14 protein-coding genes are annotated in these 14,083 nt (G+C 71.5%); 7 read left to right on the top strand and 7 right to left on the bottom strand.

Features of this window, described 5'->3' with window-relative positions; genetic code table 11:
- Positions 1–96: 96 nt before the first annotated feature.
- The gene (locus I8N68_RS22705; RefSeq protein ID WP_200213727.1) at positions 97–843 is read right to left on the bottom strand and encodes a class I SAM-dependent methyltransferase; all 747 of its coding nucleotides are present in this window, start codon (positions 841–843) and stop codon (positions 97–99) included.
- 283 nt (positions 844–1,126) lie between these two features.
- Between I8N68_RS22705 and I8N68_RS22710 the strand changes: the two genes are divergently transcribed.
- Positions 1,127–2,161 (top strand): extracellular catalytic domain type 2 short-chain-length polyhydroxyalkanoate depolymerase, encoded by a 1,035-nt coding sequence (locus I8N68_RS22710; RefSeq protein WP_200213729.1) that lies wholly within the window; start codon positions 1,127–1,129, stop codon positions 2,159–2,161.
- Between the two features lie 98 nt (positions 2,162–2,259).
- On the opposite strand, the gene I8N68_RS22715 is transcribed toward I8N68_RS22710, so the two are convergent.
- Positions 2,260–3,186, bottom strand: coding sequence for an NAD-dependent epimerase/dehydratase family protein (locus I8N68_RS22715; protein ID WP_200213738.1), 927 nt, complete (start codon positions 3,184–3,186; stop codon positions 2,260–2,262).
- A gap of 146 nt (positions 3,187–3,332) precedes the next feature.
- Here I8N68_RS22715 and rfbB point away from each other — a divergent pair, with 146 nt between their 5' ends.
- Positions 3,333–4,334 (top strand): dTDP-glucose 4,6-dehydratase, encoded by a 1,002-nt coding sequence (gene rfbB / locus I8N68_RS22720; protein ID WP_200213741.1) that lies wholly within the window; start codon positions 3,333–3,335, stop codon positions 4,332–4,334.
- Positions 4,335–4,506: 172 nt separating this feature from the next.
- Positions 4,507–4,743 carry a hypothetical protein gene (locus I8N68_RS22725; protein WP_307812932.1) on the top strand — a complete coding sequence of 79 codons (237 nt, stop codon included), beginning with the start codon at positions 4,507–4,509 and terminating at the stop codon, positions 4,741–4,743.
- A 29-nt stretch (positions 4,744–4,772) separates the two neighbouring features.
- On the opposite strand, the gene I8N68_RS22730 is transcribed toward I8N68_RS22725, so the two are convergent.
- From I8N68_RS22730 to I8N68_RS22740, 3 genes are all read right to left on the bottom strand, one after another.
- Positions 4,773–5,777: an ATP-binding protein gene (locus tag I8N68_RS22730; RefSeq protein WP_200213743.1), complete on the bottom strand. Its 1,005-nt coding sequence runs from the start codon at positions 5,775–5,777 to the stop codon at positions 4,773–4,775.
- 316 nt (positions 5,778–6,093) lie between these two features.
- Positions 6,094–6,804, bottom strand: a complete 711-nt coding sequence (locus I8N68_RS22735) for an ANTAR domain-containing protein (protein ID WP_200213746.1) — start codon at positions 6,802–6,804, stop codon at positions 6,094–6,096.
- Positions 6,805–7,053: 249 nt separating this feature from the next.
- Positions 7,054–7,479 carry an STAS domain-containing protein gene (locus tag I8N68_RS22740; protein WP_200213749.1) on the bottom strand — a complete coding sequence of 142 codons (426 nt, stop codon included), beginning with the start codon at positions 7,477–7,479 and terminating at the stop codon, positions 7,054–7,056.
- Between the two features lie 325 nt (positions 7,480–7,804).
- Here I8N68_RS22740 and I8N68_RS22745 point away from each other — a divergent pair, with 325 nt between their 5' ends.
- Both I8N68_RS22745 and nhaA read left to right on the top strand, forming a co-directional pair.
- Positions 7,805–8,515, top strand: a complete 711-nt coding sequence (locus tag I8N68_RS22745; RefSeq protein WP_200213751.1) for a GAF and ANTAR domain-containing protein — start codon at positions 7,805–7,807, stop codon at positions 8,513–8,515.
- Between the two features lie 207 nt (positions 8,516–8,722).
- Positions 8,723–10,039 carry a Na+/H+ antiporter NhaA gene (nhaA, locus tag I8N68_RS22750; RefSeq protein WP_307812933.1) on the top strand — a complete coding sequence of 439 codons (1,317 nt, stop codon included), beginning with the start codon at positions 8,723–8,725 and terminating at the stop codon, positions 10,037–10,039.
- 19 nt (positions 10,040–10,058) lie between these two features.
- Here the strand turns inward: nhaA and I8N68_RS33695 are convergent, their stop codons facing one another.
- The gene (locus tag I8N68_RS33695; protein WP_200213753.1) at positions 10,059–10,277 is read right to left on the bottom strand and encodes a DUF6059 family protein; all 219 of its coding nucleotides are present in this window, start codon (positions 10,275–10,277) and stop codon (positions 10,059–10,061) included.
- Positions 10,278–10,365: 88 nt separating this feature from the next.
- Here I8N68_RS33695 and I8N68_RS22760 point away from each other — a divergent pair, with 88 nt between their 5' ends.
- Positions 10,366–10,515, top strand: a complete 150-nt coding sequence (locus tag I8N68_RS22760; protein WP_200213755.1) for a beta-xylosidase family glycoside hydrolase — start codon at positions 10,366–10,368, stop codon at positions 10,513–10,515.
- Positions 10,516–10,858: 343 nt separating this feature from the next.
- Here I8N68_RS22760 and I8N68_RS33075 read toward each other — a convergent pair whose 3' ends face one another.
- Positions 10,859–11,041 (bottom strand): hypothetical protein, encoded by a 183-nt coding sequence (locus I8N68_RS33075; RefSeq protein WP_234040379.1) that lies wholly within the window; start codon positions 11,039–11,041, stop codon positions 10,859–10,861.
- Here I8N68_RS33075 and I8N68_RS22765 point away from each other — a divergent pair.
- A complete protein-coding gene (locus I8N68_RS22765; RefSeq protein WP_234040380.1) occupies positions 11,007–13,958 on the top strand; it encodes an Ig-like domain-containing protein in 2,952 nt (983 codons plus the stop codon). The genes I8N68_RS33075 and I8N68_RS22765 overlap by 35 nt on opposite strands.
- Positions 13,959–14,083: the final 125 nt, after the last annotated feature.

The raw sequence follows: 14,083 nt of genomic DNA on the forward strand, positions 1-14,083 counted from the left end.
CAACCGGACGGGTCGACCGCCGGAACCCACCTCCCGGTGTGCGGGGGGCGTGGTCGGACCGGCCTCGGCCAGCAGTGCCGGGGCCGGTCCGAGCGCTCAGCGCCGGATCAGTGCGAAGACGCCCCAGCCGAGGTATTCCCGCTGGTAGCGGACGTGGCGGAGGGGATCCTCGGTCAACTCCTGGCGCAGCTCTCCGGCGAGCTCGTCGTCCGGGTTGGCGTCCAGCCAGCGGCGCAGGTTCAGCCAGTGCGCGGCCGCGTACCGGTCCCAGCTGTGCTGGTCGGCGAGGACCATCTCGACCAGGTCCCACCCGCACTCGCGGAAGAGCCCGACCAGACCGGGCAGGTCCCGGAACTGCTCCTTCGTCTCCGCGTGGCACCCCTCGACGGTCTCCCGGTCCGGCGGGTCGAGCCGCCAGTAGGGCTCCCCGACGAGCAGCATTCCGCCGGGTCGCAGGCTGCGCGCCAGGATCTCGATCGTGCCGGGAACACCCCCGCCGATCCAGGTGGCACCGACGCAGGCGGCCAGGCCGACCGGCTCCGGGGGTACGAAGGTCGCGGCATCGCCGTGCGCGAACCGGACCCGGTCGGCGACGCCCAGTTCGGCCGCCCGACCCCGGGCCGCGGCGGTGAAGGACGTGCTGATGTCCACCCCGGTGCCTACCACGCCGTGGTCGCGGGCCCAGGTGCAGAGCAGCTCGCCCTTCCCGCTGCACAGGTCGAGGACCGACGTGCCGGGCCGGAGCTTGAGGGCCCGCCCGAGGGTGGCCAGCTTGCCGGCGTCGAACGGGTTGAGGATGCGGAGGTCGCCCTCGCGGATGACGAAACTACGTGGCAGATCCATGTCGGTGACTCCAGGAGGTCGAGGTCGGTGTGCGGCGGGGCTGACGACGGACGGCTCGGATCAGCACACTGGGCACCGGCACAAAAACACCCTCTTCGACCTGTCGGAGTGACGTGCCGACAGGCTAAATCCCGCCCTGGCACCCGCCAACCGGATTTCGGGTGGCCCAGCCACATTGCCCACGCCGCGCAGGTGTCGGCCGACCGGATATCTGCTGTGGTCGATATCACGCTAGCGTCCTGGCACGCCGGCTGGTCGCCGGCGCTCCGAACGGGAGAACGCCATGAAGACACCGTGGAAAGCCGCCACCACCCTTGCCGCGGCCCTGCTCCTGGTCCTACCCGCCACCACCGCCGCGCGGGCCGCCAGCACGCCGTACACGAAGACCCCCGTCGCGGGGTCGCTGCGCAGCTACCCCGTCTCCGCCGTCTACGTCGCCGGGGTCTCCTCCGGCGGGTACCTGGCCACTCAGCTCCAGGTCGCCTACTCGGCGCGGATCCGGGGCGCCGCGATCTTCGCCGCCGGGCCGTACTACTGCGCGCAGAACAACGTCGCGCAGGCGCTCTACGGCTGCGGCGACAACAGCTACCCGACGTATCTGTCCACGTTGGAGAGCTACACCCGCACCTGGGCGTCGTACGGCTGGATCGACGGCACCGGCAACCTCGCCGGCCAACCCGTGTACGTCTACCACGGCGGCAGCGACAGCACGGTGAAGAAGTCCGTCACCGACGACCTGGCCCGCTACTACCAGGACTTCGGCGCCAGTGTGCGGTACGACGCCGGCAGCGCCGCCGGGCACGCCTGGGTCACCCCGTACGGCACGGTGGGCTGCACCGCGACCGCCTCGCCGTACCTGAACGACTGTGGCACCGACCCGCAGGGCGCCTTCCTCGGCAAGCTCCTCGGCTCGGTGGCCGCGCGGAACACCGGCCCGCTCGGCGGCACGCTGATCCGGTTCAGCCAGGACACCTTCGCGGTGAACGGCTGGGCCAACGGCCTGAGCATGGACGCCAACGGCTTCGCGTACGTCCCGAGCACGTGCGCCGCCGGGCAGACCTGCCGGCTGCTGGTCGCCCTGCACGGCTGCCTACAGGGCTATGCCAAGGTCGGCACCGCCTTCGTCGACCGGGCCAACCTCAACCAGTACGCCGACACGAACCGGCTCATCGTGCTCTACCCGCAGGCGATCCCGTCCGGGGCGAACCCGAACGGCTGCTGGGACTGGTGGGGTTACCTCGGTGGGACCAACTATCCGATCAAGGGCGGCGCCCAGGTCGAGACGATCATGAACATGGTCCGCCGGCTGGACGGCTGAGCCGCCCGGTGCCCGGGGCCGCGAAACCGCGATGAAACCGCGGTGATCCCCGCCCCGGGCACGCTGCCGGCATGACGACAGCCCCGCCACGGCCGGCGTCAGACCTCCGACGCCCCCGACGCGTCGTCGCCCGTCGCCTTACGTGCCTCGACGTCCGCCTTGAAGGCGGCGATGTAGTCCGGCAGCCGGCGCTTCGGCGCCCACCCGAGCGAGCGGGCCTTCGTGGTGTCGGCCTGCCCGCGGACCCGCTCGCCCTGCCGGGCCGGCACCAGGGTGTAGTTGTCGGTGAACATGCCGGCCACCTCGGCCAGCGGCCACTCGTGGCCGTAACCCAGCAGGTAACCGTCCCCGCTGCCGTCGCGGTAGCAGGCGAGGATGCCGTCGATGATGTCGTCCACGTGCGTGAAGTCCCGGGTCTGGGTGCCGGGCGCGACCACGCTTAGCGGCTCGCCGCGCTCGTACTGCGACTCGAAGATCCCGATGACGGTGGCGTACTTGCCGTCCTTGATGTGACCCGGGCCGTACACGTTGTAGAAGTACGTGATGACGTAGTCCAGGCCGTACCAGTTGGCGAAGTTCTTGATGTACTCGACGTTCTTCGCCTTCGTCCAGGCGTAGGGGCTCAGGTTCTCGTCCTGCCCGTCGTTGCCGAACTTCGAGCTCGACCCGGCGTACACCAGCCGGGCGCCGTGCCGGTCGCAGAACCGGACGACCTCCTTGGTGCCGTGGAGGTTGAGCTCCCAGCACAGGTCCAGCTCGTCGAAGCTCTGCACGATGCGTGCGTACTCCCCGAGGTGGAACACGGCCGTCGGGCTGGGCAGGCCCGCCTTGTCCCATTCCTCGTTGATGTCGACGGTGCTGACGTCGAGGTGGGTGACCCGTGGATCCTCGATGCGGATGCCGGGCGTGCCCGGCAGGTAGATGTCGACGGACACGATCTGTGCGTCGGGGAAGGCTTTGAGCAGTGCTCGGATGAGGTGCGAGCCGACGAAGCCCGCCCCGCCGGTGACGGCGAAGACATGCATTGTGCTCTTCTCCAGTTCAGGCATGAGATCGACTGGCAGACTATGCGACCGGCCGGCCAGGGGAGCGGTTGAGGTCGACCCGGCGTGCTGCCTCCGCCGCGCCGACCAGCCCTGGGGCGGTCGGACCGGTGTCTAAACTCGCACCCATGTCATCGATCATGATTACCGGCGGCGCGGGCTTCATCGGTTCCCACTTCACGAAGCGGTGGGCGGCGGAGCACCCCGGTGATCGGATCGTCGTGGTGGACGCGCTCACCTACGCCGGTGACCCGCGGACCCTGGCCGACGTCGCCGGCGAGGTGATCCTCGTCCAGGCCGACATCGGTGACCGCGAGGCCATGGAGCGGACCCTGCGCGAGCACCGGATCGAGGTGATCGTCAACTTCGCCGCCGAGTCGCACAACAGCCGGGCGGTGCTGGGCCCCTCGGTCTTCTTCCAGACCAACGTCCTCGGCACCCAGACGCTCCTCGACGCCGCGCTGCGGCACGGCGTCGGGCGGTTCCATCACATCTCCACCTGCGAGGTCTACGGCGACCTGAGCCTCGACTCGGACGAGTCGTTCACGGAGGAGTCCCCCTACCGGCCGCGCACCCCGTACAGCGCGAGCAAGGCCGGCGCGGACCATGTGGTCCGGGCCTACCACCAGACCTACGGGCTGCCCGTGACGATCTCGAACTGCGTCAACAACTACGGGCCGTACCAGTTCCCGGAGAAGGTGCTGCCGCTGTTCGTCTCCCGGGCGCTTCGCGGGGAGAGCCTGCCGCTGTACCGGTCGACCGGGAACCGGCGGGAATGGATCCACGCCGTCGACCACTGCCGCGCGATCGAGTCCGTGCTGGCCAACGGGCGGGTCGGCGAGACGTACCACGTCGGCACGGGCGTGGAGGCCAGCATCGCGGAGCTGGCCGACCTGGTCCTCAGCGAGCTGGGGCTGCCGGATTCGCGCAAGCAGTTGGTCCCGGACCGGCCCGGTCACGACCGGCGCTATGTGCTCGACTGGACCAAGATCCGCACCGAGTTGGGCTGGACGCCGACCGTGCCGTTCGAGGACGGCGTGCGGGAGACGATCCGCTGGTACGTGCGGAACCCGGCCTGGTGGGAGCCGTTGCTGGAGCGGACGGCGGTGACCGAGACCCAGTGGGGGTAGCGGTCGGTTCCGCCGCGCGGCGGCGACCGGTGGTCACCACCGCCCGAGGACCTCGGTCGTCCGGTTGGTGACGGATTTCGTCCCGCGCTGACCTCGCCGGGGCTTCTGTCCGGCGCTTGCGGGGTCGAGCGCCGCCGATCCGGCCTCCTCGGCAGTGCGTACCGGCCGGCCGGTGGGATACCGTCGCCACGTGATGGTCGAGGAGCACTGGTGGAACGGGGACACGACAACCCGTGGTCGCCGCGACGTGTACATCCGCACCGACGGGCGTCGGTGGGAGGTCCAGGCGCAGATCGGTGGCGCGCTGGGCCGGTCGAAGGTGCAGGAGTGCCCCAGCCGTGGTTCGGCGAGCATCCTCGCCGGGGCGTGGCGCGGCGGCGACCCGGCCTGGCGCGAACTGCCCCGCTGACCACCGCGACGCCCCCGACCCGGGCGCGGTCAGCCGGCCGGTTGGCGGTGGCTGCCCGGGTGCGGGAAGTGCAACCGCACGCTGGTGCTGCTTCCCCCGGAATGCATGGTCACCACGTCGGCGAGCTGCCGGACCAGCCAGAGACCCCGCCCGCCGATCCGGTCCGCGCTGCCGGGCCGGTGGTAGCCGGCCGTCGGCGGGATGCGCCCCCCTCCCGAGTCGTCGACCTGGACGATGAGCATGTCACGGTGGTGCCAGCCGCGCAGGCGTACCGGAAGTGATCCGTGCACCAGGCCGTTGGTCGCCACCTCGGTCACCGCGACGGCGATGTCATCCGTCGCGTCGGCATCGAACGACCTCGCCACGGCCCACCGGTGCAGCGCGCCCCGCAGCGCGCGGAGCTGGTCCAGTTCGACGAGGTCCAGGTCGAGGTCGACCACCGACGGCGCCGGGTCCAGCGGGATCTCGCTGCGCACCCGCAGGTAGTCGGCGGCCGGGACGTAGCCCGCGTTGGGTTGCCGGCCGTCCGCGGTGAGCTCGTGATTGTGCAGGTCACGGACCCTCTCGATGAGGACCGCGGGATGCCGCCGGCTGTCCCAGAGGCAGGTGACCGCGCAGCCGTACCCGGCGTACGCGTCGCCGCAGGCGGACTCGTACGACAGGTGCGCCGTGGCGCGGTCCACCGGGGCGTCGGGTGCCGGGTCGGCGGACACGTCGGGTTCGGTGATCACGTGGACCGGGCTGCCGGCGGCGTGCTGCGCGGCCAGATACCGGCGAAGCCCCTCGTAGGCGAAGCCCAGCCGGAGGTGGAAGGCGGCCCGTTCGCCCCATTCGAGCCGGTCGGCCAGCCCGCCCAGGGTGTCGCGGATGACCCGTTCGACGTGCGCGCCGACCACCAGGTGGACCCGTTCCCGGGCGTCCAGTGACCGCCGCAGCGCGGGGATGAGCCGATCACGCAGGGTCTCGTCCGAGTCCACGATCAGTGCGGCGTGCACGAACTGGCCCGCCGTGGGCGAGATCTGGCCGGCGGTCATCGGCCCTCCTCCCGGGGCACTCGGGGCCCGGGGCCGGCGCCGCCGATCCACCCCACGGCGTCGGGGGTGGATGCCGGGGCCGGGCGCCGGTCCGCCATGTGCCACCACGCCTTCCGGGAGGTCGGGGAAAGCCGGGGCGGTACGGTGTCGGCGCAGCTGTCGATGTCGGTGGCGCGCCTGACGGGGTAGCTCCCGTGGGACGAGCCTAGCGCGCCCCTCCGACCCCCGCTCGGCTCCGCACGTACCGTGTCGGGACGCCCGACCGGACGTGCGGTGCCGGCCGCGCCGGTGCCCGGGTCGCGCCGGCCGGGGTCGGCTACTCCCGCGGCCCCTTCGAGGCCCGCTCGACCAGGGACTCGGCGACCTCCCGGAGCTTGCGGTTGGAGTCCTGCGACACCCGGGCCAGGATGGCGAACGCCTCGTCCGCCGTGCACCGGCGCTGGCCCATGATGATGCCCTTGGCCTGCTCGATCACCGCCCGGCTCTGCATCGCCGCCTGCATCTGCTGGGCCAGGGTGGCGGTGCTCTCGTAGAGCTGCACGTTGGCCAGCGCGATGGCGGCGTGAGCCGCGAGCGTCTGGGCCAGGTCGATCACCCGGTCGAAGACCCGGGGAGCGCTGCCGTAGATGTTGAGCGCGCCGACCATCGCCTCCTGTATCGGCAGTCCGATCGAGAGCGAGCTGGCCGCGCCGGCCGCGTACGCCCGGGCGGCCCACTCCGGCCAGCGGCTCTCGGCCGTCATGTCGGGCACCAGCATGGCGGTCCCGGTGGTGGCGGCGTCCAGGCAGGGGCCGCGGCCCTGCTCGTACTGCCACTCGTCCAGCTTGAGCGCGAGGTCCCCGGTGTGCGCCGCGGTGTACGCCTCGGAACCCTGGATCAGGGTGACCGACACCTCGGCGGTGCCGGGGATGGTCTCCTTGGCGACCGAGGCGATGTTCGACAGCACGACGTCGAGGTCGGCTTCGTCGTGCTTGATCCTCCCGAGTCTGATCAGGGCTTCGGCGAGATCGAGGGGTGCCTGCGGCATGAGCTCTGACGTCCTTGTGCGAACCGGCGCCATCGACCTCGGGCGTGAGTGGACAGCGCGTGGCGGGCGGACCGCGATCGCGGACCGCTGTACCGATCCGGGTGGATCGGGAACCGGCGCCGCTGCTTGACGCTCGCTCGAGACGCCCCGGTCCGGGACGTCCGCTACAGGAGAAATACTTTACGACGCATCCGGCGTGGCGGCGTCGGGGCGTGCCGGCGGTTCGGCGGGGGCGCGGCCCTCCGCCGGTCAGCGCGGTGGGAGGGTCGACCGGTGCTCCGCGTGGGTCGACAGGTCGGCCAGGCCGAGCTCGTGGCGGACGCCGGCCACCGTGACAATGCGCAGCACGATCGGTGACGGGTCCCGCACGGTCAGCTGTCCGCCCCGGTCGGTGAGCAGCGCGCGGGCCTGGAGCAGCGCGCTGATCCCGTGGGCGCCGAAGTACGTCACCTCGGACAGGTCCACGGCCACCGTCGGCGGTGGGGTGCGGGTGAGCGTCTCCACCAGCTCGACCAGCAGGTGGGCGTTGCTCATGTCGACCTCACCGCACACCTTGACCTGTTTGGTGGGCCCATCGGCGGTGGACGTGAGCCACATGACGGCCTCGTCCGGGCGTAGTGACGCCGAGCCGGTGGGGAGGTGGCGGTCACCGAACGAGAGCAGGTGGTCTGACACGGCCCCTCCGACGTGACGATCGGTTGGCGCCCGCCGGACGGATGCCACGGCGAACGGTGAGGGCGCGTGTCTTGACCCGTTCCAGGAGAGTAGCCCGGCGGCCGCCCTGTGCCCAGGGGCGAGCCGGGCGGGCTTCCGCCTCGCAGGCCGGTGTGTGGCGGGGGCCGGACGGGTACATTGAGGGCCGGTCCCGTCGGCCTGGGATCCACGGCCGAGGGGCGCGGTTGCGTTCGTCCGGCGATTCCGGCGGTGGCTGACCCGTGACCGTTCCCGACAGCGTCACCCCACCCGCCGGCAGGACGCGCCGGTCGACAAGGATCCGAACATGGTGCCAGCGCCGATGGACCCGCCTCAGGCCTTCGCCGAGCTGGGCCGGATCAGACTCGACGAGGTCAGCCTCGACGACATCCTGCAGCGGATCGCGGACCTGGCCAACCGGACCATCCCCGGCACCCGGGACGTCTCGGTCACGCTGGCCCGCGGCAGCATCGCCCAGACCGCGGTCGCCACGGGCGAGGTGGCCCTGGTCCTGGACGAGTGGCAGTACGCGCAGGGCCACGGACCCTGTCTGGACGCCTCGGCGAGCGGCGACAGCCTCTCCGTGCCGGACATGGCGGTCGAGCAGCGGTGGCCGAGCTGGGCGGCCCGGGCCCGGGCCGCCGGGGTGGGCAGCTCCCTGTCGGTCGGACTGCCGATCCAGGAGGCGGTGGTGGGCGCGCTCAACATCTACGGCGCCGAGCCGCACGCCTTCGACCGGGGTGCGGTCGAGGTCGCGGAGAACTTCGCCGCGTACGTCGCCGTGGCGCTGGCCAACGCGCATCTCTACGACACGACGGCCGCCCTCGCCCGCCAGATGCAGGAGGCGATGCGCAGCCGGGCCGTGATCGAGCAGGCCAAGGGGATCATCATGGGGGAGCGGCGCTGCTCGCCGGAGGAGGCGTTCGCGCTGCTGTCGAAGATCTCCCAGGACGCCAACCGCAAGGTGCGCGACGTGGCCGAGGCACTCGTCGCCGCGGCGGTCCGCCAGGGCCGCTGACCGGCGCTGCCCGGTCCGGCCGCGTGCGCCGGTCGCCGTCCGCCGGGTTGGTCGAGAGCTCTCGGGGGTGTCCGGGGCGGTCCGTCACCCGGGCTGCTCGCGTTCGTCGATCCGCTGCCCGGGCTGCCGGCTATCGTGGGATGACTGGTGTGCCGGGAAGTCTGGTCGGCGATGGATGACGCGACCCCTGCCGACGAGGAGATGTCCGTGACCGACGCCACCCGGCGCCGTGCCAGCCTGTTCGGCCGCCGCTCCTGGGGCGAGACCCGCCGCATCTCCGCCATCCTTCGCAAGGAGACCGTCGGTGGGGCCCTGCTGCTCGCCGGCGCGCTGCTGGCCCTGATCTGGTCGAATTCCCCGTGGTCGGACGGCTACCAGGCGCTGCGGGACCTGCGCGTCGGCCCGGCGTCGCTGCACCTGGACCTCAGCCTGGCCAGCTGGGCCGCCGACGGACTGCTGGCGATCTTCTTCTTCGTGGCGGGCCTGGAGCTGAAGCGCGAGTTCGTCGCCGGTGACCTGCGGGATCCACGCCGGGCGGCGGTGCCGGTGGCGGCGGCGGTGGGCGGCGTGCTGGTACCGGCCCTGCTCTACCGCTTGATCGCCGGTGCCGACGGTGCCCGGGGCTGGGCGATCCCGACCGCGACCGACATCGCGTTCGCCATCGCGGTGCTGGCCGTGGTGGGCCGGTTCCTGCCCTCGGCCCTGCGTACCTTCCTGCTCACCCTGGCGGTGGTGGACGACCTGCTGGCGATCGTGATCATCGCCGTCTTCTACACCGCGCAGCTGTCCGTCGTGCCGCTGCTCGGCGCGCTGGTGCCGTTGGTGATCTTCGCCGGGCTGGTGCAGCGGCGGGTGCGGTCGTGGTGGCTGCTGCTGCCGCTGGCCGCCGTGACCTGGGCCCTGGTGCACGCCTCCGGGGTGCACGCCACCGTCGCCGGCGTGCTGCTGGCCTTCACCGTGCCGGTGATCCGCAGCGCGGCCGCCGGTGGTCCCGACGCCGGCCCGGGACTGGCCGAGCACTTCGAGCACCGCTTCCGGCCGATCTCCGCCGGCGTCGCGGTGCCGGTGTTCGCGTTCCTCTCCGCCGGGGTCACGGTCGGCGGCATCGCCGGGCTGGCGACCGCGTTGACCGACCGGGTCGCGCTCGGCATCGTGGTCGGTCTGGTGGTCGGCAAGCCGATCGGCATCATGGCCGCCACCTGGCTGGTGGCCCGCTTCACCCGCGCGAACCTGGACGAGGGCCTCAACTGGCTCGACGTGTTCGGCCTGGCCCTGCTGGGCGGGATCGGATTCACCGTGTCGCTGCTGATCGGCGAGCTGGCCTTCGGCCTGGGCAGCGTCCGCGACGACCGGGCGAAGGTCGCGGTGCTCGCCGGGTCGTTGGCCGCCGCGGCGGTCGCCTCGGTCATCCTGCGCGCCCGCGGCCGGGCCTACCGACGGGTGTACGAGGCGGAGACCGCCGACGAGGACCACGACGGTGTGCCGGACATCTACCAGCCCCGGCCCCACGGGCCGACCGGCTGACCCGCGGCGTCCCGCCGGGTCATCCCTGCCGGCGATGACCGAGTTCGGCCCAGAGCCGTTCCTCCACCGGCGACATCGGCACGTGCGCCGCGAGCCGCTCGGGGTGCCCGGACGTCGGAGCGAGGCTCGCCGGGTCCGCCCGGCCCGCCGGGTCGGGGGCGCTGGGGGGCGGCGGCAGGATCATGCCGCTGTAGCTGGCCCCGCAGTGTTGCAGGCCCAACCACAGTGTCCGCGACACCGTCCGGAGCCATCGCACGTGCACCGACCTCACCACCCACCGGCTCTGCCCACATCGCCCGACGCCCGGCGGCGCCACGGTGGTCATGGTGGGTGGTACGGCTCGAGGACCGCTCGACGGTGAGGCGACCGGACGGGGGTTCACCGGCGCGTTCGCCGGCCTCTGGCTGCAGGACATCGGCGCCGACGGCGGGTACGCCGACTTCGACTCCGCCACCTGGCGGGCCGGCGCCGGCTGACTGCTCGGCGGCCTCGCACCGATCCGATTGGTGGAGGGGTCTGGATCCGAAGGTGGCGGGGCCGGCCGTGGGGCTGGAATTGATGTCGAGCGGTCGATTTCCGGCTGGCTCCGTACCGCACGGGGACCCTGCCTCCTACGGTGACTCCCGGCACGCTGGTGGGTGGACGGTGCCGGGGGCAGACCCGGTAGCGCGACTCAGGCGTACAGGGGGTTGTCTCGATGCACGTTCGGAGCCGCGCCGTTGCGGGTCTGGTCGCCGGGGCCGTGGTGTTGACGGGCCTCCCGGCGGCTGCGGGCACGGTGGCTGACACGCTCGCCAACAATGTCGCGAGCACCTCCGCTCACACCGTCGCCAGCACGGTCGGCAGCGATGCGGCGCGAACCGCCGCCGGCACGCTCGCGATCGCGGCCCAACCGGTGCCGGGGCACACTCGGCTGGTGCCGAGCACGCCGCGCACCGACGTGCCGAGGATCACCAACGGCGAAATCATGGACATCGAGGTGGTCGGGAGCCGGGTCTTCATCGCCGGCACCTTCACCTCGATCGCCAACGTCGGCGCGACGCCGATCGCGCAGCGGTTCCTGGCGTCGTACAACGTCGACACGGGCAAGATCGACACCGGCTTCCGGCCGACGTTCGACGGATCCGTCGAGGCCGTGGAAGCCTCGCCTGACGGGTCGTCGCTCTACATCGCGGGGTCGTTCAACACGGTCGGCGGGGTGACGAAGCGGAAGATCGCCCGGCTCAACCCGCTCACCGGTGCGCCGATCACGGCGTTCACCGCCACCGCGGACGGCCGCGCGACCGCGCTGGCGGTGAGCAACACCGCGGTGTACGTGGGTGGCCAGTTCACCAAGGTGAACGGCGTGAGCCGTCGCGCCCTGGCCGCGCTCAACCCGACCACGGGCGCGGTGGACGGCGCATTCAACCTGCCCCTGTCCGGCGGCATCGGCGTCGGTGGCCTGCTCACCGTGCAGCAGCTCAAGCTGACGCACGACGACAGCAGGCTGCTGGTCGTCCACACCGGTCGCCAGATCGCCGGCCAGGACCGGTACGGCGTGGGTCTCGTCAACACCGCCACCAAGGCACTGCTGCCCTGGCGTAGCCGCCTGTGGGAGGACAACCTCTCTTTCGTCGGCGGCATCCAGCGCGTCTTCGCCGGTGACATCGCGCCGGACGACTCCTACTTCGTCGTCACCAGCGGCTCGGGCGGCGACCGCCCGCCGATCAACGACACCGCGATCGCCTTTCCGGTGACCGGGAACGACAACGTCGAGCCGCTCTGGGTGTCCCGGCACTTCGACAGCATCTACTCGGTCGCCATCACCGAGAAGGCCGTGTACGTCGGCGGCCACTTCAGCTGGGAGGAATCGCCGACCTCCCCCGTCCCGTGGCCCGGCCTGGACAACGTCGGGTACGGCACGGGCCAGGGCCTGAGCGGTTACGGTCTCGGCGATCAGGTGGTCCGCCGGGATCACCTCGGCGCGCTCGACCCGAAGACCGGCACGGCGCTCGAGTGGAACCCGGGCTCCAACTCGTACGAGGGGGAGAAGGCCATGCTGGCCACCCCGCGAGGTCTCTTCGTCGGTGGCGACGGCAACATCAAGGGCGGCAAGACGGTGGGACGCGTCGGATTCTTCGACCTCACCCGGGAGCCGGCGTCCTCGCCGGTCGACACCACGATCGTCACGCCCATCGAGGGTGCGGTGAAGCCCGCCAACGAGGCGTTCGTGATCGACGGCAAGGCGACCGCTCCGGCCGGCGTCAGCCGAGTCCAGGTCGAGATCCAGAACCGGGGCTCCAAGCAGTACCTGCAGGACGACCTGACCACGTGGGGGGCCGCGAACAGCATCAACGCGACGGTCGCCGCGCTGAACACGCCCGCCACCTCGTGGTCCCTTTCGGCGTCGCTGCCCTCCGGCGAATACCAGGTCCAGGCCAAGACGTTCGGCCGGGACGGCGCGAGCGACCCCACGAAGGCCGTCAAGAAGATCGAGACCTTCCGGTTCGACGATCTGCCGCCCTCGACGCGGATCACCTCGCCGACCGGCGGCCTGCTCACCACCAAGAGCTTCATCGCCACCGGCACCGCCACCGACGACAAGGGCGTCAGCGCGCTGACGTACTCGTTGCGCACCCCGGACAACCGGTACCTGCAGGACGACGGCACGGTCGCCCCGGTCTACAACACGTTCCGCGGCGAGCCGGACGTCATCGGCGCGGTGTCGACCACCTGGCAGTTCGAGGTGACCCTCCCCATCGAGGGCGAATGGCGGATGACCGCCACCGCCATCGACACCGCCGGTCAGAGCGACCTGCGCGGCGACACCCGCGACTGGATCGTCTCGGCCACGGGTGTCCCGCCGGCGGTGGCCATCAGCACCCCCGTGCCGATGACACCGCCCACCGCTGCCGCACCGATCACCGTCGCGCCGGGCGGCTCGATCACGTTCTCGGGGACCGCCAGCGACGACGACACCCTGAAGTCGGTCGAGATCTATCTGCGCAACAACACCACCCGGGAGGCGCTGGCCGCCGACGGCACGTGGGGCACCGACTCGATCGCGGCCTACTACCGGATCTCACCGACGAATCTCAGCGCCGCGTCGTACAACTGGTCCTACGCCACCATGCCGCTCACGCCCGGCGTGTACGACTTCCGGGTACGGGCCACCGACAACCTGGGCCTGACCACGCCGACCACGAACCTGGGCCGGCTCACCGTCACCGCCCAGGTGCCCGGTGACGCCTTCCCCAACGGTCTGTTGAGCTTCACCGGTGTCGACCAGAACGTCGAGCAGCTGCACCTCGGCCTGGCCGGCACAGCGACCGACGACAAGGGCGTGCAGAGCGTGCGGGTGGCGCTGCGTGACCTGGACACCGGCCGGTACGTGCAGTCGAACGGCACCATGGCGGCGAGCTTCGCCACGGTGAACGCCACGCTCGCCTCGCCGGGTGCGACGAGCACCGCGTTCACCCTCTCGATCGACCTGCCGACCAAGGGCGAGTACAGCGTCGAGGCGTGGGCCGTCGACACGTCGGGCCAGCAGGACAGCTCCACCTCCGGCGCCACCGCCCGATACCTCGTGTATCCGGGCGACCTCGATCCCCGGCTGGAGCCCAGCCTCACCCCGCAGGACGGCCAGGTCTACACCGACTCGCGGATCGTGGTCACCGGACGTGCCGTGGACGACGTCGGGATGCTTCGAGTGGAGATCCAGATCGTCAACAGCGCGGGTCAGGGAATGAACTCCTCCGGTGTGTTCGGTACGCCGACCTGGATCTCGGCCTTCCTCACCAGCCCGGGTTCCCCGGGGTCGAACTTCGCATACACGTCGCCGGTGATCCCGGCGGGTGCCTACACCGTGTCGATCAGAGCGGTCGACAACTACGGGCAGCTGCAACAGCTGCCGAAGACCATCCCGGTGACCGTCAACTGAGCCGATCGACCGCGGACCGATCTGCGTCGGGGAAGCCCTCCGGCCCCCGACAGCAGATCGGTCCGCGGTCGTACGTACCCGATGAGCGGCGGCGTGCCGGCCGCGGAGCGACTTTTGGCAGGCGA

This window comes from Micromonospora coerulea (assembly GCF_016598485.1).
Lineage (GTDB): Bacteria > Actinomycetota > Actinomycetes > Mycobacteriales > Micromonosporaceae > Micromonospora > Micromonospora coerulea.